Here is a 22,158-nt window from a genome sequence, read left to right on the forward strand (position 1 = left end):
TCAGCCTCGTTTCTGCTTGGGGGTGGGAGACATCGATGACGGCACGAGCCACAGCGGCTGTGCACGGCCGAGCACTGCATCGACCGGCAGGACGCCGAAATAGCGGCCGTCGAGACTGGTCGGGACCGCCGGGTTCATGACGAAAATCTGCCCGGGCAGGACGTGCCGGCATCCCTGCCAGACCGGCAGCGGACGGCCGCGATGATCGCGGGCCAACGCATCGCCAAGCACCGTGCCATCGACCGAAACGACGGTGCCGATCCGGCAGACCAATTGCCCCGGCAGTGCCGCAACCGGCTTGAGCAGTGGCACACCGAGCGGCAGATAGCCGCCGTGCGCCAGCATCGTGGCAATGTCGGAGGGTGGCCGGATCGCGATCAGGTCGCCGACATGCAATGAGCGGGCCGATTGCAGGCGATACAGCCCGACCGGCGTGCTGGCGGTGGCATTCCAGATCAGGCGGGGCGCCGGATGGATCGCCAATGACGTGCCGGCACCGAGGACTGCGAAATACGTGGTGAAGAACCAGCCGAAGCGCGTCATGATACCGCCCTCCGGCGCAACCAGGCATCATGGCGGTCGCGCGTGTAGGGGCGTGGTGCCTGCCCGGCGAGCATCCGATTGTGCAGATGCCGCCAATGCTCGGGGGCCACGTCGACTGGGTCGATACCGGTCGCCTCGATGCGATCGATCACTTCGAGCACCAGCCGGACCTTCGGCCAGCCGCTCTGGCGCAGCAGGCTTTCACCACCAGGGCGCACGAACGGCACCGTCTGATACGGCTCGCCGGGACGGGTAACGCGCACGATGTCGATGCAGGACACCACCGTGCCGTAATCGTTCGCCGCCCAGCGCAGGAAGGCGAACACGGCGTCCGGAGGAAAGCTCAGTATCCGTCGGCGACGATCAAGAATCTGCTCATGGGCGACTGGACCAAAGCGGATCCAGTGCTCGATGCGCTTCTCGATCCAGGTCAGTTCGACATGAGCGAGGGTGTCGTTCATGGCACATCTCCAGAGGTATCGGGGAACTCGCGGGCCAGCAGCACGCGCAGCATGTCGGCGACCGTGATGCCGCGCTGGAACGCCGCGACCTTGAGGCGGGCGCGGAGCGCCGGCGTAACGTCGATGGTCAGCCGGGCGGTAAAACGGTTGGGGGTCGCAGGCTTCTCCGGCGCCCTGACCCAGCGCTCAGGATCGGCGGGACGCGCGGCGAAACCGGGCGGCGTGCGACGTTCCGTCATGGCGAAATTCCTTCACCGAGCGGCAGCACGGACGCGATACGGTCACGCGCCTTCTGCGCCATGACAGGATCGATCTCGCAGCCGACATAGCGCCGGCCAGCCAATCGGCAGGCGACACCGGCCGCACCCGATCCGGCGAACCAGTCACCCACCAGACCGCCCGGCGGGCAGCTCGTACGGATCAGGATCTCCAGCAGGGCCACCGGCTTCTCGGTGGGATGGATGGCGCGGCCATGCGCATTGCGGACCGGAATCACGGAGCGCATCAGGCGCGGGCCGCCATCCTCGCTGACGTAATGGCCGGCATCGATCTGCCCCATATGCGGCGGCCGGTGTTTCCGCCGGACCGTGCGCGCCCGAGCGTCGGGCGTGGTCGGGACCGAGTTGTAAACGGCACGCCAGGGCGTATCGTCGCGATAGAACTGGACGAGCAATTCATGCACGCGGCGGAAACGGTCGGCATGGAAGCTGGAACCGTTCTGCTTCTCCCAGACCAGTTCCTGGGCATATTTCCAGCCCGCATTCCGGAATGCGGCGCTGGATGCAAGAAAGCTCCGCAGTGAACCGAACACCCAGAGCGAGCCACTCGGTTTCAGGGCGGCGAGCGCCTTGCCCGGCCAGTCCGGCACGCATCGGTCCCATGCGAGCGACGTATCGCCATAGGGGGGATCGACCAGGATCATGTCGTAGGGGCCGTGCCAGGGCATCAGGAGCGCGCTGTCGCCGGTCAGGAGGGTCATGGCACCAGTCCCCCGATCTCGGCCGTCAGGGCGGCGATTTCGCGGGCTGCGATCCCGTGCGGGCGCAGGTCGCAGACCAGGCGGCCGGTGCGCGCGGCGTCGGCGAAAGCAATCCGCTGGCCGATCCGCGCCGCTAGAGCGGCAGGCTCATGCCCCACCAGCGCGAGCCGCGTTTCGCGGGCAATGACCGTGCGTGCGGCGCAGCGGTTGAGCACGAAGCGGGCCAACAGGCCGGGACGGAAGAGTCGCGCCTCTTCCAGCAGCCGCAGCATTTCTGCTGAGGCCCAGCCGTCGAACGGGGAGGGTTGCGCCGGGATCAGCACGAGGTCGGCCGCCAGCAGGGCGGAGCGCAGCAGCGCCGCCACCCGAGGCGGGCCGTCGATGACGACGTGATCCACCCCCTGAGCCAATTCCGGCGCCTCGTGGTGCAGTGTGTCGCGCGCCAGCCCGATCACGCCGAACAGCCGTGGCAGTCCCTCCCGCGCCCGCTGCGCCGACCAATCCAGCGCCGAGCCCTGCGGGTCGGCGTCGATGACCGTCACGCGCCGGCCTTCCCGAGCCCATTGGCCCGCGAGATGCAGCGCCAGCGTCGTCTTGCCGACGCCGCCCTTCTGGTTGAGGAAGGCCACGATCACCGCCCCTCTCCGGGGGTTTTCCACAGATCATGTGGGGTGCCAACATCCTTAAAGTTAGATTCTTTTAAGTTAGATTCTAAGTTAAGGGCGTCATAACCCTCTGATTCAATGTCGCGATTCGGCGATTTCTGTTCACATAAGCACGGTTTCGCTGTTCCCGAAGTCACGGCTTTCGCCGGTTCGGGCGTTCCCGATAGCACGGACGGACTCACAGTTTGTCCACATGAGGATGTGGATAACCTGTCGCGAGAAAAGGTCAGGATTTCACACCCGTCAGCGGTCCGCTCGACCGCCAAGCGATAGCCGGGCAATGGCTGCCGCCGGACGATGCCGCGGAGTTCGAACGCGAAGCGACGGTATGGCGACAGGCTGGCCGATTTGAGATGCAGGACATGGAAATCGAATTTCCAGCCTGAGCGCTGGCGGCCGCCATGCTTGCGGACCAGCCGATAGAGCCAGCGCTCCATTCCGCCGGTCAGTCGGAAATAGGCCGGGTCGATGGTCAGCACCAACGCGTCATCGAGCACGGCCTGGTAAAACCAGTCCGGCAGGATCAGCTCGACCACGCGGGCGCGGCCCTCCTGCGTGGTATGCCGCTTCCATTCGTTGATCCAGGAAAACCGGTGCAATTGTCCCGCACCGGCGTGGCGCAGCGAGGTCTTGATCGTGGTGGATTGCAGCCGGTCGAAAGCCGCTTCCAGCCGTTGGTAATCCCGCGCGCTGTCGCCCCGGCCGATGAAGGCCAGGATTTCATGCGGCGTCGCCACCATCAGACGCGAGGTGCAACGACCCGCGTCCCGTGCTTCCACGATCTGGCTCGCCGCCCAGATCAGCACGTCGGCATCCCAGATCGTGGCCATGCCATGTTCGCCGGTCGCTTCCACGCGGATGGTGACGTCCGGGGTCCGGAAATCGATCGGCACGGTCCGCACTGTCTTGGACAGGCTGAAGAACGGAAATGCCATCAGATCCTGCGCGTCGCGCGGGGCGAGTGTGCCGGGGATGGCGCGGAACACCGCGAGCTTCGCGCGCTCGGACTGGTTCCGATCGGGCGTACGCATCAGCGTCTGTTCCCGCGTGAGGTCGCCGGTGTCGGCGGGATCAGCGGACTTTGCCGCGCGGCGGCCGACACGGTGCCGGCGGTGGTATCCGAGGTATGGGCGCGTGCCCCGCTCTCGACCCAAGCCTGCAACTCGTCGACCCGATAGACCACCCGGCCGCCGAGCTTCGAATAGCGCGGACCAGTGCCGTAAATCCGGTGTTTTTCCAGTGTGCGAATGGACAGTCCGACGAAGCGCGAGGCGTCGGGCGTGCGCAGATAGCGCGGCGGCAGATCGCTGTAATTGGCGGACATGAGAAGGCTCCGTGATCGCTGTCTGGGGCCGCGGGACAGATGCGGCCAGCGGGGATCAGCGTGGCGGAGAGGGGTATTTTGGAACTAGGACCGATCTCACCGGGGGACGAGATCGGTCCTGGACAAGCGGATAGAATGGCCGTGACGGCTCCCGCCGTCGGTCTCTGAATCAATGAAAATTTCTTGATTTTACGGAGAGTGTCTCGACTGAATGATCCACAGCAGCTCCATGGCCTCGGTCGAAATCGCGGTTGCCGACATCGGCGAGCAGCGCGGAGAGATCGGTGATCTCCAGCGCCACCAAATGCACGACTTCGCCCTCCTTCTGGAGCCGCCCCTTGATGCCGAGCATCTGCCCCGCAAGGATGACACGGCGATATTTTTCGAAAATATCCTTCCAGATAATGACATTGAGGACGCCGCTTTCATCCTCCAGGGTCAGGAACACGACGCCTTCGGCGGAGCCGGGGCGCTGGCGCACCAGGACCAGCCCCGCGGCATCCAGCCGCTTGCCATCGCGTGCCTCATGGGCTTCACGGCAGGAAAAAAATTTCCGCTGGCGCAGATCGTCGCGGAGAAAGGCGACGGGATGATCGCGCAGTGTCAGGCCGATCCGGTTATAATCGCGCGTGACCTCAGCCCCGGCGCGCATCGGCTGGAGCAGCACGTCCGGCTCCTCGGCCTCGCGCGCGACGGCCGCCGCCGCGAACAGCGGCAAAGGCTCGTCCCGCAGCGCCTTGATCGCCCACAGCGCCTCGCGCCGGGCGAGGCCGAGCGCCGGCCGGAAAGCATCGGCTTCCGCGAGATGGGTGAGTGCCGCGACCGGTACGCCGGCGCGGCGCCAGAGATCGTCCACCGATGCGAAGGGCCGCGCTCCGCGCGCAGCAACGATGCGGGCGGCGTCAGCATTGGCGAGGCCTTTGACCAGGCTCATGCCGAGCCGGACGGCGAACCGGCCGCACGCCGTTTCCGGCCCTTCGAGCGTGCTATCCCAGCGGGAGGCGTTGACGCAGATCGGCCGGATCCCGACGCCATGCTCGCGCGCGTCGCGCACCAGTTGCGCGGGCGCGTAGAAGCCCATCGGCTGGGAATTGAGCAAAGCCGCCAGAAACACGTCGGGATGATGGCATTTCAGCCAGGAGGAAGAATAGGCGAGGATCGCGAAACTCGCCGCATGGCTCTCGGGGAATCCATAGGATCCGAACCCTTCGAGCTGCTGGTAGATCCGCTCGGCGAATTCTTCTGTATAGCCGTTCGCCTTCATGCCCTCGACCAGCTTGGTCTGGAACCTGCCGATGGTACCGGTGTTCTTGAAGGTGGCCATCGCGCGGCGCAATTGATCGGCCTCGCTGGCGGTGAAATCAGCGCACACCATGGCCACCTGCATCGCCTGTTCCTGGAACAGCGGGATGCCCAATGTCTTTTTCAGAACCTTTTCCAGTTCGGGGGTGGGATACTCTTCCGGCTCGATGCCCTCACGCCGGCGCAGATAGGGATGGACCATATCACCCTGAATCGGACCGGGGCGGACGATGGCGACCTCGATCACCAGGTCATAGAACACGCGCGGTTTCAGCCGTGGCAGCATCGACATCTGCGCCCGGCTTTCGATCTGGAAGACGCCGATCGTGTCCGCCCGGCGGATCATGGCGTAGGTCAGCGGGTCCTCGGCCGGGATGGTGGCGAGCGCGAAGCGCTGCCCCTTATGCTCGGCCAGCAGATCCAGCCCCTTCTTCATGCAGGTGAGCATGCCCAGCGCCAGGATATCGACCTTCATGAATTTGAGGACGTCGATATCGTCCTTGTCCCATTCGATGATCTGACGATCATCCATCGCGGCGGGCTCGATCGGCACCAACTCGTCGAGCCGGTCATGGGTCAGCACGAAGCCCCCCGGATGCTGCGACAGATGCCGCGGCACGCCGATCAGGCAGCACGCCAGATCCAGCGTCAGCCGGATGCGCCGATCGGACAGGTCGATACCGGTATCCCTGAACTGCTCCGGATCGGCATTTTTCGACCAGCCCCAGATCTGACCGGACAAGGTGCCGATCAGATCCTCGGGTAGGCCCATCACTTTGCCCACATCCCTCAACGCGCCCTTGGCCCGGTATCGGATCACCACTGCGGTCAGGGCGGCGCGCTCACGGCCATAATGCCCATAGACCCACTGGATCACCTGCTCGCGCCGCGCATGCTCGAAATCGACATCGATATCCGGGGGCTCACCCCGTTCCTCCGATACGAACCGTTCGAATAGCAGCGAATTGCGCGCCGGATCGATGGCGGTGATGCCCAGCACGTAGCAGACCGCGCTATTGGCCGCCGAGCCACGGCCCTGACAGAGAATGTCCTGACTGCGGGCATAGCGGACAATGCTGTTCACGGTGAGAAAATACGGCGCGTAATTCATACGCCCGATCAGGGCGAGTTCGTGATTCAGGCTGGCCGTTACCTCGTCGGGAATCCCTTCGGGATAGAATCTCCGCGCCCCCTCCCAGGTCAGCACTTCGAGGGCCTGCTGCGGCGTCTGGCCCGGCACCGAAACTTCATCGGGATATTGATAGGCGAGATCGTCGAGGCTGAAGCGACAGCGCTCCATGATCGCGATCGTGCGGTCGACCGCCTCGGGATAGCGGCCGAACAGGCGCGCCATCTCCTGTGGCGGCTTGAGATAGCGATCGGCGTGGCGCTCGCGCGCGAAACCCGCCTCGTCGATGGTGGTGTTGTGCCGGATGCAGGTCACGACATCCTGCAGGATGCGCCGGTCATGGGTGTGGAACAGCACATCGTTGGTCACAACGGTGGGCACGCGTGCCCGATGGGCAAGATTCGCCAACGCGTAGAGCCGCATCTGGTCGTTGGGCCGACGCAGCAGGGTCAGCGCCATATAGGCGCGGTCATGGAACGCGTCCTTCAGCTTGCGCAGATGCAAGGCGCAGGCCTCGTCCGCGACGTCGGGGACCAGGATGGCGAGCAACCCGTCGCCCCAGGCCACCAGGTCTTCCCAGAGCAGATGGCATCTGGCCTTGCCGGCACGGCTCTTGCCCAGGCTGAGCAGCCGGCACAGGCGGCCGTAGGCCGCGCGGTCGGTCGGATAGACCAGCACCGGCGGGAAATCGGCGAGGTCGAGGCGACAGCCGACGACCAGCCGGACGCCGGTGGCCCTCGCCGCGACATGGGCCTGCACCATGCCGGCCAGGGAATTGCGGTCGGCGATGCCCAATGCCGCGATACCGAGCGCCCTCGCCTGCTCGAACAGTTCGAGCGGCGACGACGCCCCGCGCAGGAACGAGAAATAGCTCGTCACCTGCAATTCGGCATAGCGGCTCATCCGAAGATCCCATGCAGAAACCAGCCTTGCGAGCCGGTTTCCCCGTGCTCGCCGTCACCCGAGCGATAGACCCAGAACCGCTCGCCGGATGCGTCCTCCAGACGGAAATAATCGCGCACCGTGGTCAGTTCGGCATCGCCCTGCCACCATTCGCCGAACACCCGTTCCGGCCCATCAGCGCATTTCACCTTCCGCCGCACTCCACGCCAGATGAAGAACAGCGGCGGCTGATCCGGCAGTTCCGCCATGGCCTGCACCGGCTCCGGCCGCGCCAGCAGGCGTGTCGGACGTGGCCAGTGCTCCGGCCAATCCTTCTGGTCGTCCGGCGCCAGCGCCGGCACTCGACAGAAGGACCGCTCCGGCACATCGCTCTCCACCGGAGCGAAGCGATACAGGGAACGATGGCCCACGCGATTGGCCAGGGTATCGATCAGATCCGAAACATCCGGTTCTTCCTCCGCGATCAGCGAGGAGATTTTCTGGCGCGGCGCGATCGGCTCGGCCAGTGTGGCGGTCAGGACCATACGCTCGATGCCAAAACCCGGATCGATGGTTTCGATCTTCTCGCACAGCAGCCTGACCAGGCGCTTGGCGTCGCGCACCGGCGTCGCGGTGGCGATGCGGATCGCCTCGGTGCGGCTGTCGACGCGGTGCAGCACCAGGTCGAGACGCCGGGCTCCCTGCCCGCGTTCTTCCAGTCCCTGACAGAGCGGCGGGACCAGCCTGCCGATATAGCGGGCAATCGTCTCGGCGGCCCCGATCGGTTCGGCAAAATTCCGGCTGACCATGACCGGGTCAACCGGCCGGACCGGCAGGATGGCCTCACTGATGCGACCATAGGCCTGGTCCAGCCGGCGGGCGACGTCCGGCCCGAAGCGGAGCGCAAGCGGCGCGCGCGGCATCGCGGCGAGCGGAGCGATGGTCGCGACGCCCAGCGCCCGCAGGTCCTCGATCATATTGTCCGGCAGGCGCAGGGCCTCGATCGGCAGGTCCGCGATCGCGGCGGCCGTCTCCCCGGCCGGCACCACCAGAGTGCGCGCGCGGCCATAGCGCGCCAGCGCATGGGCTGCGCCCAGCGTGTCGGCGACCACAGCCTTGGCTGTGATGCCGGCGTCTCGCAGCCGCCGCACCATTTCCGCCAGCATGGCCGGCTCGCCGCCATGCAGATGATCGGCGCCGGTCGTATCCAGCACCAGACCGTCAGGCACGTCCACCGCCACCAGGGGGGCGATCCGCTGCTGGAACCACAACGCCAGTTTCTCCAGCCCGGTCCGGTCGCCCTCCTGGTCGGCATCCATGGTGATCAGATCAGGGTAAAGCGCCTGCGCCTTGGCGACCGGCGTGCCGGGACGCACGCCCGCCTTGCGGGCGGCGAGATCGACCGAAAGCACGACGCGGCGTCGTCCCTCGCGCCCGACCAGCGCCAGCGGCGCCTCAGGCGCGGGTGCGTCGGCGCCCAGCCTTTTCCTGATCCGGTCCGTCGGCCACAGCGGCAGGAAGAGAGAGACGACCCTTGCCATCGCAAGCCTCCACTTCGAAATCGGCGGATTCTCCCGCCCGCGCCCGGATCAGTTCCAGCAGCCAGCGCGCCCGTCCGACGCCGGGCACCGGCAGGGATTCAGACGGCAGGACCGAAATCCGCCAGCGCGTGACACTGGCGGTCGGCTGGCCGAAATCAGCCGCCTCGGTCTGCCGGCGCCAGCGGCGGACGGCGATCCCCAGCGCGCCGGACGTCTCGGCCGCCAGTTGCAGCCGGCGGGAGGCGGTCATCGACAGACGCGCGACCTCGGCCACGACGGCACCCAGACCGCCATGCCGCAGTCCCTCCTCGAAACAGGCCAGGACATCCTGGTCCGCCCCGGCCTCGACATAGATCACCCGGCTTCCACCCAGTCCGACCTGTTTCAGGGCGGGGGCGAACAGATCCTGGCGGGTGACAATCCACAGCACCTTGCCCTTGGTGCGCGCGGCGATGCCGGCGGCGAACTGCCCGGCGGCCGCGCTGTTGAGGGCGTCGTTCCCGCCGCCTGCCACCTCGTGCAAGGCGCCGAGCGCCAGGCCGCCACCCGGCAGGCGGCGATCGATGTCACGGATGCCAAAGGGCAGCACGGCCCGTCGGCGGGTGGCCGATCCTTCGAGACGGCGGATCTGGTCCCGCAGCGCCTCCAGCGGGGGACGGGATAGGGGCGTGGACATGGTCGATCGGTTTCCGGGATGGGTTCCCAACCGGCGGTCGGGGTCTTTTGTTCCCTATTTGTTCCTTACTCTATCCAAGAGTCAACGCCGCATCGCACGTGCAGGGGTCGCCCCAGGCGGAAAAGCCGGAATCGACATCGTGGCAGCGACACCGTGATTCCATTGCAGGACAGGGGGTTACGTCCGCAGCGCTGAGAGCGCCCCCCTCTCGACGGCTTGAACGCGGCGCAAGGCCAGGCCGTCATGCACGGCGCCAGAGCCGGGATCCGCCGTCCGCCCGAGTCCCCGACCACCAGGGGCAGGTCAGGATGGCGCAACTTCGCGAAAAATAATGTGTTCCTTGCCTTCGCTCCATGCGTTCCTCCCATTGCCGCATGTATGGAGATACCGATGCCCGACGATCTTCCCGCGGTTCGGACGCAAACCCTGGCCCGTATCATCGGGCCCTATCTCGTGGTGCTCGCTGTCGCGTTGTTCGCCCGCCTGGGCACATTGCCCATGCTGCTGCCGGTCTTCATGCAGAACGGCCCACTGGTGCTGGCCACCGGCGCGTTCACCCTGATGGCGGGCCTCGCCATCGTCGCACTCCATCTTCGGTGGGAGAGCCCGAGTGCGATTGCAATTTCTCTGATCGGCATTGTCATCACGCTCAAGGGCGCGGCGCTCATGGTTGTGCCGAGCCTCGGCGCCGCCATGACGGCCGCGATCGTGGAAACGCCCCCGCTGTTGCTGATCGCCGCCGCTATCGTACTGCTGTTAGGCCTTTGGCTGAGCTTCGTCGGCTGGACTTCGCGGGCATAGCCATCGCGTGCGAGACGAGGGAAGAGAAAGCGATCCGTGTGCAATCTGTTTTCGATGACCACCAACCAGCAGGCGATCCGCGACCTCGCAAAGGTCATGGTCGACCGCACCGGCAATCTCCCGCCGTTACCTGGCATCTATCCCAACATGATGGCGCCGATCGTTCGCAATTCGGTGGACGGGCGCGAACTGATGATGGCGCGCTGGGGGATGCCGACGCCGCCCCGCTATCTCGCCGGCAAGACGGTCGATCGGGGCGTGACCAACATCCGCAATCCGCAGTCGCCGCATTGGCGGCCGTGGCTCGATGTCGCGCATCGCTGCGTCGTGCCCTTTACCAGCTTCGCCGAGCCCGAACCGCAGCCGGACGGTTCCCGGCCGCCGGCCTGGTTCGCGTTCGGTGAGACGCGTCCGCTCGCTTTCTTTGCCGGCATCTGGTGCCGGTGGACGTCCGTGCGCAAGGCGAAGGACGGAGAGACGACGGACGACCTGTTCGGCTTTCTTACGACAAAGCCGAACCACGAAGTCGGAGCCATTCATCCCGAGGCCATGCCGGTGGTCCTGGCCACCGGGGAGGAGATCGACCGCTGGATGACGGCGCCGATCGACGATGCGCTGCTCTTGCAGAACCCGTTGCCTGACGGCACGCTGACCATTGTTGCCAGGGCGACCCCGGAAGACCCATCACGGCAATAGCCCCCTCTCGCTATCGTCCCCGGAACGGATGGAGCAGCAGGCGCCGGTATCCTCCTTCTGTCAGCACGCGCGCGAAACGCACCAGCCGTTTCATGCGGAAATGCAGATCGTGCGAGAGCCAGTCCCGTGAGGAAACCTTCTGACCGAAAAGGACGAACGCGATCTCATGCTGCGTCGCCCCGGCGTCCAACCCATCGAGCGTACGGAGCGCCAGGATCAGCCGAGTGACCCGATCTGGCGACAAGGTCGCGGGATCGGGTCCGGAGCGCCGGCCCATCAACGCGCGCCAGAGCCGCAACGCGGCCTGGACGCGCACCTCGAACAGGGCGTCGAGCGGCAGGACGACAGAGAGGGCTTCGATCTCCGACGTCACCAGATGCAGGCGCAGAACGACGCCGGGGCGCTCAAGCAGGAGTTCACCAACCTGGCCCGCCGGCAATCCGATAAAAACGGAGGTGAACGGCGGGTGATCCGGGTCAGCGAGACCGGTCGGTGCTTCCATCAGCGCGATCACGCCCGGCAGCACCGCAGCACTCCACAACGCAGTACGCGGGTTCAGCGCAGTGCGGACACTTTCGAAATCGCAACCCCCAGCGCCGGGCGAACGCCTCGGCATCTGGCTGCATCAAGGCACCCCGGCGCAGGGCGCGCTGAAGGGTGGCACGCTCACGGATAAAGTCCCGATTGCGACTGACAAACTGCAAGGCAAAGGCAGGGGCGTCGAGCGACCGCAGGCCCTCGTACGCGCCCGCCGACCGCCAGGTGGCGCGGCTCATGGCGTCGTCTCCGATGCGTAACGGGTGGGAACTGGGCAAGCACTTGCTCGCGAGAGTATGCCAGACCATCCCGCTGCCCGCTACGCCCCGGCAATGCAACAGGTCTTGCGGATTACGCAACGATTCAGGGTATCAGTGGGGGGCGCCGCCACGCAGCAGATGCTGGTAGCCATGCTTGGTCATCCAGTGCGCCCGAGCCAGATGGCTGTGCCAGCAGCGGTGGACACCATCGGGATCGGCCGCCGGGTCGCGGTGGAGCACGATCCGGGCGACCTCGCGCCAGTCCGCACCGTCGGCCTCGGCGTCCAGCAGACGCAGATAGGTGATGAGGTGCTGTTCGTCGTAGCCGGTGAGACAGGACGCTTCCGGGGCGCTGTCGGCGACGGGCGGGTCGAGCGGGGGCTTCTGCATGGTGGGGCCAATCAGGTCGGAGAACGAACGCGACGCACCCTAGCCTGCCGCGCTTCATTACCGGAAGTCTCGTGAAGAAACATGACGCCGCGTCCTTGTCCGGACTCGATGAACAGGATGCCCGCCGCCTCCAGCGCACGGCGGACCTGGTCGGTCGTGCCCTCATGGACGCCGAGACCGCGTTCGGATTCAAGGCGCTTCAGCGCGGTCAGTGCTACGAGGGCTTTTTCAGCGAGCATCTCCTGTGTCCAGTTCAGAAGTGCCCGTGCCGCCCTAACCTGTCGGCCAGTGATCATCCATGATCACATCCGACACGCGGAGCATGCACACCAGAAATACGACTATAATAGTCGCGTTAGAGAGATTCAACATCGTTCTTTCAGGATGATGGCCAAGTGGAACCGGCGTCTGGATGTCCGAAGGTACGGGCGACCATACGAAAAGCCCCCCGTTCTATGCGGGGGGTGTCTCATCGTAGCGGTCCGCCGCGAATTGCGCGCATGCCTGCTTCAGTTCGCGCTCGATCTGTGCCCGCTCGCGGCGGCTGAGTGCGTAGCTGGTGAGTTCGGCGCGCAGCATCTGGATCTGGTCGTGTAGCGTGGTCATCGTCCTGCTCCTTTCGTTTCTCGAAGACAGGCCGTTGCCTCATGCACGCGTGAACCGGGTCAGGGATCGCCGCCGGCGACCGCGCCAGCGGCGCGCGGGGGAGCCGATTTTGTCTGGTGTGCCCGCAGGGGCGCCGGGCAAAATTGGGGGGACCGCGCGTCCTTGAGGCGGTTCACGCCGGGCATGGTACAATGGGAAGACTGAGGGAAGCCCTATTCCCGTTTCTTGCCCGCACACCGGCGGATCGGGCACGGCGCAACCGTTGCGGGCCCGCCCGCCAGTTCCCGATCGGTCATGCGAAGGCCCCGCCCGGACCGGCCGGGCGGGGGATCGCTGGCACTTCAGTCGCCGTTGCGGCGACCGTTGGGGCGGGACCAGATCAGGCTGTAGGTCTCGCCGTCCTCGTCGTTGAAGAGATTGGCGAAGATCGGGGCGTTGAAGCTCGGATCATCCAGCTTGAGGCCCAGATAGCTGCGTCCCTCGTTGGACTGCTTGGACCAGGCCGCCCCGATCTCGGCCCTGTTGACGAACACCCTGTGGCTGGGGGCGTTCTCGCTCTGGCGTCCGGTGTCGGGAACGATACGGACATTGCGGACCTGAACCGAGAGGGTGACGATTTCGCCGACATATTCGTTGCCGGTCTTCCTGAAGGTGCCGATGGTGGCCATGATACTGCTCCGTGATCTCTGTTATCGAGCCCGCACCATTGCGGCCTCGATGGCGATCGGACAGACGGAGGCGAGCGGCGGTGCATCCCGCAGGGACCGAAGCGCAGCGGAGGACGGCGGGACGGAATTTTCTTGGTGCGCGCGGAATGACGGCGCAGCCGGCAGGGGAAGAAAATTATGGCCCGCTGTTGCGCCATAGCCGATCGAGGCGAAGCCGCCCTCCGGCTAGATCAGCCATTTTCAGAGGCCGTATGCGTGCGCGACCCGACAGAGCGCACATCACGGAGGACATGATGCCCCCTCGGCGTGCAGGATCCGGCAGAGAAGAAGCCAGGCATCGTCACCAGGCCGTTCCGGCCGTGACCATGACCCGTTCTCGTGGGCGGGTGCCCCGCGGGCACACCGCGTCGGCCACTGTTTCTGTCAACGCGCGCAGAACAGGAAGACGGTCCGGAGCCGACAGCCCCGCGAGAGGGACCATCAGGGGCGGATGCACGTTGCGCCAGGCTTTATCGCCACACCCCGCCTTTCTCATGACGACAGGATGCGCGTCTCCACGAAATGCCTGATCCAGGCCTGCCCACCGGCTACCGTGCAGGCCGTCAGACCCGCGCGATGCTTCCGCCGGTCGGTTCGGGCGGGGGCATGCCGGTAAAGCGGACGACCGCGGTGATGCCGACCGCGATGGCGCCAATGACCGAAAAGAAGGACTGCCAGATGGCGGAGGGCATCATCATCTGGGCGAGGCCATGGGTGGCGCTATAGCCGGCAATGACGGCGGGCACCGTATAGAGCAGGACGATCAGTCCTCTCAGCCAGATCCACGGCGCGCAGGCAAGTGCGATCTGGCCGAGCGTGAAAGTCGCAATACCCGCCATGACGCCGACGATCAGGGCGCCGATCACTCCGGCGCCGGTATGGAACGCCCAGAGCCCGGCATACAGCCCACCGGCAAACGGCAAGGCGAAGACCGCGAGCGTGAAGATGAGCCAGCAGAAAAATCCGATGCCGGTGACGATCAGGAACGGTGCGAAGATTACCATGGTGGCGGCTCCCGTAGAGATGACATGATCTGACGGTCGCGCCTGCCACCACCACCACGGCGCGACCCTCATCATAGCGAAAATGGTCTGTCGACGGAACGAGAATCATACTGGCGTCCGGCACGCGGAGGTGCATCGTTATCGTCTCTCAGGGAGAAGACGTCATGGCGGAAATCACGGGGCGCGAACTGCATCTGGCTAAAAAGGCGCTCGCCATTGCAGTGCTGGCGATCGAGCGGCAACCACGGCCGTTTCAGTCCTATTCGGACATGCAGGACATGAAGGGCCTGCTCGATCTTCTGGTGCCCGGCGATATCGAACTGGCCTTTTATGCCCGTTCCGCGCGGATCGCGGTCACGGGCGATCCGGACTGAAAACGGCGCTTACGCGCCGCCGCCGAACCGCAGGACCGGGATACCGAGGCGCTTCGCCTTATCGGCCAGGTTCTCCTGGATGCCCGTGCCGGGAAAGACGATGACGCCGATCGGCATGGTGTCGAGCAGCGCATCGTTGCGGCGGAAAGGCGCTGCCTTGGCATGCTTCGTCCAGTCCGGCTTGAAGGCGATCTGCACGATCTCGCGGTGATCGGCCCAGCGAGAGGCGATGAATTCGGCGCCTTTGGGCGAGCCACCGTGCAGCAGCACCATGTCGGGATGCTTGGCGCGCACCTTGTCCAGCCGGTCCCAGATCAGGATATGGTCGTCGAAGTCGAGACCGCCAGTGACGACGACCTTGGGGCCGGGCGGGACCAGCAATTCGCCCTCGGCGCGACGTCGGGCATTGAGGAAGTCACGGCTATCGATCATGGAAGCCGTCATGGTCCGGCGTGAGAGCAGCGAGCCGGTCTTCGGTCGCCATGCGCTCAGGGTCAGACGTTCGAACTGCTCCTGCGCCTCGTCGCGGAAGATCTCGTAGGCGTTGCGGCGCTCGATCAGGGTCAGCCCTTCGGCGATCAGCCGCTCCAGTTCCACCGAGCGGATCTCGCTGCCATCCTGTTCCTGCTGGCTGCGTTTCTGCGCCGCCTCGTTGCGGTCAAGCTCACGCTCGACCTGGCCGACCATGCGATGGAAGACATTGACGGTGGACCAGAGCAGCGCTTCAAGGTCGGGTTCCAGCCGGGTGTCGGTCAGGGTCGCGGCGATGGCGTCGAAGATGTCGGCGACCGCACCCCCGATGCGCGGAGCTTCAGGCAGCGGCCTCGGGTCCGGCTCGTCCTCGAAGGGACGGTAGCCATACATCTGGAGTTCAGCCAGCACATGGGCGGTGGAGGAAGCGGCGTGCGGCGGTTCGAAATCGTCGGTGCGGGTCATGTTTTTGCCCTCCCAGGTCTCCGGCCGCGCCCTTCGCGGCCTTTCCGGGGGCGGATAGCGGCAGACCAGGGACGGGCCGGAACCGCGCGCTCGCGCGCGGCCGCAGCGCAGCGGAGGATGGCAGGGGGTCGGCTATTTTGCTTCGCGATGTAAAGCGCCCCCCAAGGGGCGCGACGGAAAATAGCCGGCCCCGCCATTGAAGGCCCGGCCCGGCTGACGCCCGCTCCCCTCCAGAAAGGCCGAGGCGCGGACCTGCCGGACGGGAGGCCGAACAGACCCACCGAAAGAAGAAGGAAACCGCCCGCCCCTCTTTCCGGCCCGCTCAGGTGCCGGCGGCCTCCAGAAAGCGGGCTACGTCCGCTGGCGCGAGTTGGGGATGCAGGATCGCCCGCAGCGCCCCGCGTCCGAGGGCACGGAGATCATCGTTGAAATCGCCCAGCCGGGGCGACAGGCCGATCAGCTCGATCCCGGCGTCATCCGCGCGGGCGTGCAGCGTCGCCAGCGCCTGATCCCCGGCCGGATCGTCATCGCGCAACACATAAAGACGGCGCAGCATGGACGGAAACGCCATGGCGGCGAGATGCGCCGAAGACAGGCAGGCGGCCAGTGGCAAATCGGGCAGCACCTGCCGCAGCGACAGGACGGTCTCGATGCCTTCCCCGGCGGCAAGCACGTCGGCTGCGACCCCGAAGCGCACGGCATGGCCGAGCAGGCCGCCCAGGGCACGGCGCGGATGATCGACCGGCGCCTTGCCACGACCGTCCGCCGCCAGCCAGGTGCGATGCACACCGGTCAGGGTGCCGTCGAGGTCGGTGACGGCGGCGATCATCGCGGGCCAGGCCTCGGTCGGACCGTCCTCGTCCGGGCGGTAAAAGCAGCGCGGATGGAAACGCAGGGCTCCGCTTCCGTGCAAAAGCGTAATGTCGCGTCTGCGGAGATACGCTTCTACTTGTGTGCCCGCGATCGACCCGGACATGGCCCAGAGCCGACGCGCCGCTTCTGACGAACTGGCGGGTCCGCGTTCCTGAACCTGGCGCTCCCGCAACGACGGCACTGGATCGGGGCGAGGCAGGCTGAGAAAGGCGCGCGCCTCGTCGGCCACATCGCGGAAATCCACCAGGCCGAGGCTTTCGCGGATCACGTCGAGCAGGTCGCCATGCTCGCCCGACTGTGCGTCCGTCCATTTTCCGGCCCTGCCGTTGGCGGTATCGCGCAGCCGGACGAACAGCGACCGGCCGGGCGTGTTGCGCACGTCACCGACTAGCCAGTAATTGCCGTGACGGCGACCGGCGGACAGATACCGCCGGCACACCGCCTCTGCGTTCTCCGCCAGACGGCGGGCCAGATCGCCCGCGTCATGCAAGGTCATCGCCCTGCCCTCCTGTGTCGGGATCGCCTCCGTCGAGGGCGATCGCCAGCCAGCGATCAGTGGTTATCCATGAAATCGTCTTGCGCCGACCCAGGTCAAGCAGATGCGCGCCGCCGCTGAAGGCGTCGATCCGGGGACGTGAGGCCGTATTGGCCCACTGGAATCCCCATCGGCCCCGCAACCGGAATGTTCGCGCACAGCGTAGCACGAATTCCACCACCTGATGCGGATCGCCGGTTGTCTCATCGTGCATCCAGAGTTTGGTGCCGCCATATTCAGGCACGATCGACAGGACAAAACCGTCAGACGGCGGATCTTCCGCCGCCAGTTCGTCCATGAATTCATTGTAGAGGTCGAGCGCCGTTGCGGCATTGTCCACTGTGCCCACGTCGAGAACGCAGGAAAAATGCGTGAAGAAATCAGCCATCGGAAGAACTCCCGAAACGAAAAAGCCCGGCACAATGGCCGGGCTCGTAAAAACGTATTGGCGGAAAGACAGAAAAGCGGCTTTCAGGACACACGCTCCATCAGCCTGCGGGCCTTCTCTTCCAGATCCAGCCGCGTGTCCTGATTGGCCTTCGTCCGCGCCAGGGCGGTGATCCCCTGCACGAAATCGAACACGCTCTCGGGCTTGCGGCCCTCCTCGTGCAGGACCGTTTCTATGATTTTCGTGGTTTCCGGTCTGGAGAACCCACGACGACGCAGGAAACTTTCGCGGTCCTCGTCATTTTTCGCCACCAGCGCCCGGCGTGACGCCTGGATGCCCGAGACAAACGACGCTGGGCTGGCCGTGGCGAAGTTCCGTAGCGCTGGCGTCGCCTGATGCACGAAACGGGACGCTGCAAACTTGCTATGCCGGATCGTGATCTGTTCGAAATTTTCGACGCCGTCGGGTAGGGGCGAGACGTCCCGATGGGATAGTCTCTACCCCTCCCACGGAACCGGACGTGATAGTTTCCCATCATCCGGCTCCTACGCTTGCACCATATGTGACAGTCTGGCCTGTAAACGCCCGGCATGATGGGCAACATGACAGTCATGACAGAGCACCACACGCTTGCGCGTCCGTGCTGCCTTGACCTGAGTCCACAATGTGGTCCCCTGCATATCACTCATCTTACGGGCATGATGTACCTCCAACGGTATGTCTTCCATCTTGCACGCCTGACAGGATCGTGCGCGCAGTTGATCGACAATGTCGTTCCTGCCCGCAAAATGCCTTAGCGTCGTGATCTGACGGTCGACATATGGAGGTGTCCGATCGATCTTGATATCGGCCAGACGAAACATCGGCATGAACCGTCGCTGTGTGCGACCTTCATACCACAGGCCGAGGCGATCCTCAGTCCGGAGCCTCGCTACCGTTTTCGCAACCGAACACTTATGCTTCCGCGACAGGGTCTTCATCAAACTCCACCACCAGATGTGGTAAAGTCTGCCGATCTCCTGCTTCCAGAGCGTCCCAAGTTTATAATACTCGGCCAGCCCCCGCATCAGCGCATTATATCCGGTCAGGATCGCGATATCGGAATTGTTGATCAGTTCACACCGTGCCTCACCCCGGTTGATGTGAATATTCCCGAGGCGCTGCCTTTCGGCAAAACGAACTAGACGGTCAACGGGGACATGAAGCTGCATGCGATCATCAGGAATGCGCTTGGTGACGGCACGATTACCGGCCACCATTCGCTTTGTCCGACCATCGCCATACGTCTTCAGGCCATACCCGAGGAACGTGGCCCCTTCGTCTGCCTTGCTGATCCCACTTTTCTCCTCGGAGACCAGCAATTTAAGATGGTGTCCAAGAAACTCCTGAACCTCCACCATTATCCTGCGGGCCTCCTCCTTGCTGCCAATGATGCCGATGACAAAATCATCGGCATATCGACAATAACGGAGACGACGGAAATCAGGATCAAACGGATCAACAGACGGCATCTCCTGACGCCGCCGCTCCCATTCCCTGATCTCTTCCAGCAGAATGGGGATTTCTTTCTCTTCTCCCCATACACGCCGTCTTTCGATCTTTCTGCGTCTTATCTGGATCTGTTTGGAGCATTCCAGATAATGGGCGCTTCGCTTCCGACCCGCCCCCTTGTCGAACCGGGCTTTCATTTCCCCCATGAACTCATCAAGTTCATGAAGGTATATGTTGGCGAGGATCGGCGAGATGACACCACCTTGAGGCGCCCCGCTGAATGTCCGGTGGAACACCCAGTCTTCAAGATAGCCAGCCTTGAGCATCCGCCCGATCAGCCGTATCAAACGCTCGTCATCGATACGTTTTCTTAACAGACCGAGAAGAATTTCATGGTCGATATTGTCGTAATATCCAACGATATCAACTTCGATCAGCCACTTGATGCCATGCCATGTGCGCCTGATTTCCGTCAGTGCAGTATGACATGACCGCCCTTTGCGGAACCCGTGCGACTGTTCGGCGAAAACCGGCTCATAGACGTGTTCGAGCAGAATTTTCACCGCCGCCTGCACGAGCTTGTCGTCAGCGGTGGGAATGCCCAGCGGGCGTTTCTTCCCGTTGGGTTTGGGGATATATTGCCTGCGCGCCGGGGAAAAACGATATGATCCGTCCATCACAGCGGTTCTGACCCTTTCCAGTCTTTCAAGCGAGAAGCCGTCGAGAGTATTTTCGGGGTCAGTTCCGGGCGTAAGCGCCCCTTTATTCGGGGCGATCTGCTCGTATGCCTGTTCCCAGAGGAGCGGGCAGCCAAGCAGCCTGAACAGGCCATTGATACGTTTTCCCTGACGAGACAGTCCTACGATCGAGTCCAGTCTCTTCTCTACGGTATCCGGTTGCATCAGCAGACCTCCGTCATGAAGTTGAACAGACCCAGCAAACGCGCCGCCCTTCACCCGCGCAGAGGGGATTCCCCATCCGGTTGCCCGGTCAGTTTCACCCGTGCCCGTCCATCCGGAGATGGCTGTCCCGGGAGTTACCCCGGGCGTTTGGCTATTATGGCGGCTCCGTCGCCTTACGGGACACCGGAGAGGTGCCCGCTTAGGCGATCCCGTGTTTACGCGATCAGTGAGATGCGACGTGGTTAGGTGGCCCGTTCGATCGTTGGGCTCTCGACGAGAGCTGGACCGTGCGACCAAGTTTAGGAAGACGCTATGGGGTAGTCTTCCCTTCGCACGGCATGGCGCGTCAACCATTGCTGCGCCACGACCCGGCATAAGGTTCCTGAATCTAGGCTTCACGCAGTTTAGCATTCACCATACACGTCTTGCCCTGACGTCCCGCTAACCTACAATGGTTTCGGCCCGGAGACGCCTTTTCCCGACATGCTATTGTCCCCTGCCGGTTTCCCGGTCGCAGCCATTGCTGGCCAAGGTAAGTCGGGTGGGCATCAGGCAGTTCCTGGTTCCCTGAGAAGTCATCCTCCACTCAATTGATCGCGCCACCACGGCGCACCCACAACATACGATTTTGACACACTCCGCGCAGATAGAATGACGCAATGCCGAGGCTCTTGCTGCCGACTTCCGAATTCCAGGCGTAGAAGCCCCGGAAATAGAGATCTGGGTCGCCATTGGGCAGGCGTCCGGCCTCGATCGGGTGTGTATCGTCCACGAGGAACAGGAAGACGTCGCGATCCGATGCATAGAGCGTCGTGGTTTCCTTCGTGATGTCGACATAGGGATTGTGGGTCATGGTGGCCCAGTCGATCACACCCGGCACCTTCCAGTTGGTATCGCCGGTGCCGTCACCGGCGATCTTGCGCACCGCTCCGACCAGTTCGTGGTCCCAGATGCGGCCGTAATCGGGGCCAGTGACGGCACGCAGTTCCACGCGCCCGTCTTCGGTCTCCAGCGTTTTCACCAGTTCGGCCCGATGCGACAGCAGGCCGTGCTGCAGGTTGATGGCCGCCAGCGGTGCCGGAAGGTTGCGCAGGTACGACGACGGTGCCCCCACCAGACTGCACATCTGGCCGAATGACCAGTGGGTCGGTGCGATTGGCTCATTCTGTCCCGGCACGGTTAGGGTCAGGCGCTCGGCATTGTCGCGGGATGCTTCCACACGGATGGCGCGGCTTTCCACCGTGCGGGCCGTAGCCCGATCTGCCCGCGCCAGGGTCGCGGCGTGCAAGTCGGACAGGGATAGATATCGCTCATCATCCGGGCGCGAGAACCATTCGGACGATACGCGGGCATTGCGGTCGCCACGGGAGGGGTCGATCCGGAAGCCGCTGGACGCGGCACCACGGGACGCAGGGGGCAGGATGGTGGTCGTGGTCATGGAAAACTCTCCTCTGATGCCGGCTATTCGGCACCAAAGGCGAAGCCACCCTCTTCCTCCTATGACTACTTCCCACGCGGGATCCCATCCGACCGCGGAGACACCCTGCCCCTCGTTCCGAAAGACGGCGAGGCCGCAGCCTCGCCGAAATTACGAGGACAACGTGGGGAGGAACGAACCCGCTGCGCGGGAATGGTGTGTCAGTTCCAGATCGAGCAGCACGGGGCCGGCCACCCTACTACTTTAGGAGCTTCAAGCCCTTCAGTATTTTATCGGCGACCGATCGATCTGTCCGAAATGCCATTCCCACGATATCCAGAGCATCAGTCTCAACGGCAGCAACAGCGCCGCGATTGTCTTCGTCATTAAACGTCGAAAACAGATCCTGCGTGAACACAGAGAAGGCGACACCACGGGATCGCGCGCGGCCAGCCGTACGCTTCATCTCATCTGCTGAAGCTCCGAACACCAGAACGGGCTCATTGAACATTGGCAGGTATTCATAGCCAGAGGCATCTCGATAGGCTTCACCGACAGCAGACGGTGTAGCAGCCACGCCGCTGATCGTAAACGCGGCAACATTCAGTCTCTGCCAAGGGAGCAGATCTTCTGCGTAGCAAGATGGCGATCTTCCTAACCCGCAAGGCCGCGCTCTCGGACACGAACTCGTTCTCGTGATTATTTTGTCTGTTCATTAGAAGCGTTCCCTTTCTTGTTC

25 protein-coding genes and 2 pseudogenes are annotated in these 22,158 nt (G+C 64.2%); 3 read left to right on the top strand and 24 right to left on the bottom strand.

Annotated features, from left to right (window positions below; all coding sequences use genetic code 11):
- The 10 genes from HLH48_RS13405 to HLH48_RS13450 form a co-directional block, all read right to left on the bottom strand.
- Entirely contained in the window at positions 1 to 543 is a 543-nt protein-coding gene (locus HLH48_RS13405) for a S26 family signal peptidase (RefSeq protein ID WP_012222355.1), read from the bottom strand.
- A complete protein-coding gene (locus tag HLH48_RS13410; protein ID WP_012222354.1) occupies positions 540 to 1,004 on the bottom strand; it encodes a DUF2840 domain-containing protein in 465 nt (154 codons plus the stop codon). Before HLH48_RS13410 ends, HLH48_RS13405 begins: the two co-directional genes overlap by 4 nt.
- Positions 1,001 to 1,243, bottom strand: coding sequence for a ribbon-helix-helix protein (locus HLH48_RS13415; protein WP_041249222.1), 243 nt, complete (start codon positions 1,241 to 1,243; stop codon positions 1,001 to 1,003). Before HLH48_RS13415 ends, HLH48_RS13410 begins: the two co-directional genes overlap by 4 nt.
- The gene (locus HLH48_RS13420) at positions 1,240 to 1,983 is read right to left on the bottom strand and encodes a DNA-methyltransferase (protein WP_012222353.1); all 744 of its coding nucleotides are present in this window, start codon (positions 1,981 to 1,983) and stop codon (positions 1,240 to 1,242) included. The genes HLH48_RS13415 and HLH48_RS13420 overlap by 4 nt, the downstream gene beginning before the upstream one ends.
- Positions 1,980 to 2,618, bottom strand: a complete 639-nt coding sequence (gene parA, locus HLH48_RS13425; protein WP_041249221.1) for a ParA family partition ATPase — start codon at positions 2,616 to 2,618, stop codon at positions 1,980 to 1,982. The genes HLH48_RS13420 and parA overlap by 4 nt, the downstream gene beginning before the upstream one ends.
- On the bottom strand, positions 2,615 to 3,679 hold the full coding sequence (locus HLH48_RS13430; RefSeq protein WP_012222351.1) for a replication initiator protein A: 1,065 nt from the start codon (positions 3,677 to 3,679) through the stop codon (positions 2,615 to 2,617). Before HLH48_RS13430 ends, parA begins: the two co-directional genes overlap by 4 nt.
- Positions 3,679 to 3,972 carry a helix-turn-helix transcriptional regulator gene (locus tag HLH48_RS13435; protein ID WP_012222350.1) on the bottom strand — a complete coding sequence of 98 codons (294 nt, stop codon included), beginning with the start codon at positions 3,970 to 3,972 and terminating at the stop codon, positions 3,679 to 3,681. Before HLH48_RS13435 ends, HLH48_RS13430 begins: the two co-directional genes overlap by 1 nt.
- Before the next feature lie 169 nt (positions 3,973 to 4,141).
- Positions 4,142 to 7,306 carry an error-prone DNA polymerase gene (locus HLH48_RS13440; protein WP_012222349.1) on the bottom strand — a complete coding sequence of 1,055 codons (3,165 nt, stop codon included), beginning with the start codon at positions 7,304 to 7,306 and terminating at the stop codon, positions 4,142 to 4,144.
- Positions 7,303 to 8,826: a Y-family DNA polymerase gene (locus HLH48_RS13445; protein WP_081482841.1), complete on the bottom strand. Its 1,524-nt coding sequence runs from the start codon at positions 8,824 to 8,826 to the stop codon at positions 7,303 to 7,305. The genes HLH48_RS13440 and HLH48_RS13445 overlap by 4 nt, the downstream gene beginning before the upstream one ends.
- The gene (locus HLH48_RS13450; RefSeq protein ID WP_012222347.1) at positions 8,741 to 9,502 is read right to left on the bottom strand and encodes an ImuA family protein; all 762 of its coding nucleotides are present in this window, start codon (positions 9,500 to 9,502) and stop codon (positions 8,741 to 8,743) included. Before HLH48_RS13450 ends, HLH48_RS13445 begins: the two co-directional genes overlap by 86 nt.
- A 390-nt stretch (positions 9,503 to 9,892) precedes the next feature.
- Between HLH48_RS13450 and HLH48_RS13455 the strand changes: the two genes are divergently transcribed.
- The gene (locus tag HLH48_RS13455; RefSeq protein WP_012222345.1) at positions 9,893 to 10,303 is read left to right on the top strand and encodes a hypothetical protein; all 411 of its coding nucleotides are present in this window, start codon (positions 9,893 to 9,895) and stop codon (positions 10,301 to 10,303) included.
- A 36-nt stretch (positions 10,304 to 10,339) separates the two neighbouring features.
- Positions 10,340 to 10,999 carry an SOS response-associated peptidase gene (locus HLH48_RS13460; protein WP_012222344.1) on the top strand — a complete coding sequence of 220 codons (660 nt, stop codon included), beginning with the start codon at positions 10,340 to 10,342 and terminating at the stop codon, positions 10,997 to 10,999.
- A gap of 10 nt (positions 11,000 to 11,009) precedes the next feature.
- Here HLH48_RS13460 and HLH48_RS13465 read toward each other — a convergent pair whose 3' ends face one another.
- From HLH48_RS13465 to HLH48_RS13490, 7 genes are all read right to left on the bottom strand, one after another.
- Positions 11,010 to 11,558, bottom strand: a complete 549-nt coding sequence (locus HLH48_RS13465) for a DUF2285 domain-containing protein (protein WP_246387327.1) — start codon at positions 11,556 to 11,558, stop codon at positions 11,010 to 11,012.
- A complete protein-coding gene (locus HLH48_RS22945; RefSeq protein WP_012222342.1) occupies positions 11,476 to 11,844 on the bottom strand; it encodes a transcriptional regulator domain-containing protein in 369 nt (122 codons plus the stop codon). Before HLH48_RS22945 ends, HLH48_RS13465 begins: the two co-directional genes overlap by 83 nt.
- A 63-nt stretch (positions 11,845 to 11,907) precedes the next feature.
- Positions 11,908 to 12,186: a DNA -binding domain-containing protein gene (locus HLH48_RS13470; RefSeq protein ID WP_012222341.1), complete on the bottom strand. Its 279-nt coding sequence runs from the start codon at positions 12,184 to 12,186 to the stop codon at positions 11,908 to 11,910.
- 11 nt (positions 12,187 to 12,197) lie between these two features.
- On the bottom strand, positions 12,198 to 12,425 hold the full coding sequence (locus HLH48_RS13475) for an XRE family transcriptional regulator (protein WP_456305411.1): 228 nt from the start codon (positions 12,423 to 12,425) through the stop codon (positions 12,198 to 12,200).
- A gap of 214 nt (positions 12,426 to 12,639) precedes the next feature.
- Positions 12,640 to 12,792 (bottom strand): hypothetical protein, encoded by a 153-nt coding sequence (locus HLH48_RS13480; RefSeq protein WP_173363360.1) that lies wholly within the window; start codon positions 12,790 to 12,792, stop codon positions 12,640 to 12,642.
- Positions 12,793 to 13,133: 341 nt separating this feature from the next.
- Positions 13,134 to 13,460: a DUF736 domain-containing protein gene (locus tag HLH48_RS13485; RefSeq protein ID WP_041249219.1), complete on the bottom strand. Its 327-nt coding sequence runs from the start codon at positions 13,458 to 13,460 to the stop codon at positions 13,134 to 13,136.
- A 602-nt stretch (positions 13,461 to 14,062) separates the two neighbouring features.
- A complete protein-coding gene (locus HLH48_RS13490) occupies positions 14,063 to 14,503 on the bottom strand; it encodes a hypothetical protein (protein ID WP_041249218.1) in 441 nt (146 codons plus the stop codon).
- Between the two features lie 164 nt (positions 14,504 to 14,667).
- Here HLH48_RS13490 and HLH48_RS13495 point away from each other — a divergent pair, with 164 nt between their 5' ends.
- Positions 14,668 to 14,877: a hypothetical protein gene (locus HLH48_RS13495; protein WP_012222335.1), complete on the top strand. Its 210-nt coding sequence runs from the start codon at positions 14,668 to 14,670 to the stop codon at positions 14,875 to 14,877.
- A gap of 9 nt (positions 14,878 to 14,886) precedes the next feature.
- On the opposite strand, the gene HLH48_RS13500 is transcribed toward HLH48_RS13495, so the two are convergent.
- From HLH48_RS13500 to HLH48_RS13530, 7 genes and pseudogenes are all read right to left on the bottom strand, one after another.
- A complete protein-coding gene (locus HLH48_RS13500) occupies positions 14,887 to 15,813 on the bottom strand; it encodes a DUF2493 domain-containing protein (RefSeq protein WP_012222334.1) in 927 nt (308 codons plus the stop codon).
- Positions 15,814 to 16,135: 322 nt separating this feature from the next.
- Positions 16,136 to 17,182, bottom strand: coding sequence for a DUF7146 domain-containing protein (locus HLH48_RS13505; RefSeq protein WP_182998021.1), 1,047 nt, complete (start codon positions 17,180 to 17,182; stop codon positions 16,136 to 16,138).
- Entirely contained in the window at positions 17,169 to 17,609 is a 441-nt protein-coding gene (locus tag HLH48_RS13510; RefSeq protein ID WP_182998022.1) for a hypothetical protein, read from the bottom strand. The genes HLH48_RS13505 and HLH48_RS13510 overlap by 14 nt, the downstream gene beginning before the upstream one ends.
- Before the next feature lie 83 nt (positions 17,610 to 17,692).
- Positions 17,693 to 18,070 (bottom strand): annotated as a pseudogene (locus HLH48_RS13515) (DUF932 domain-containing protein); the annotation flags it as partial.
- Between the two features lie 84 nt (positions 18,071 to 18,154).
- Positions 18,155 to 20,002 carry a reverse transcriptase/maturase family protein gene (locus HLH48_RS13520; RefSeq protein ID WP_182998023.1) on the bottom strand — a complete coding sequence of 616 codons (1,848 nt, stop codon included), beginning with the start codon at positions 20,000 to 20,002 and terminating at the stop codon, positions 18,155 to 18,157.
- A 613-nt stretch (positions 20,003 to 20,615) separates the two neighbouring features.
- Positions 20,616 to 21,440 (bottom strand): annotated as a pseudogene (locus HLH48_RS13525) (DUF932 domain-containing protein); the annotation flags it as partial.
- Between the two features lie 238 nt (positions 21,441 to 21,678).
- A complete protein-coding gene (locus HLH48_RS13530) occupies positions 21,679 to 22,122 on the bottom strand; it encodes a DUF2000 domain-containing protein (protein WP_306309926.1) in 444 nt (147 codons plus the stop codon).
- Positions 22,123 to 22,158 lie beyond the last annotated feature (36 nt).

This window comes from Gluconacetobacter sacchari, from assembly GCF_014174255.1.
GTDB classification, from domain to species: domain Bacteria; phylum Pseudomonadota; class Alphaproteobacteria; order Acetobacterales; family Acetobacteraceae; genus Gluconacetobacter; species Gluconacetobacter sacchari.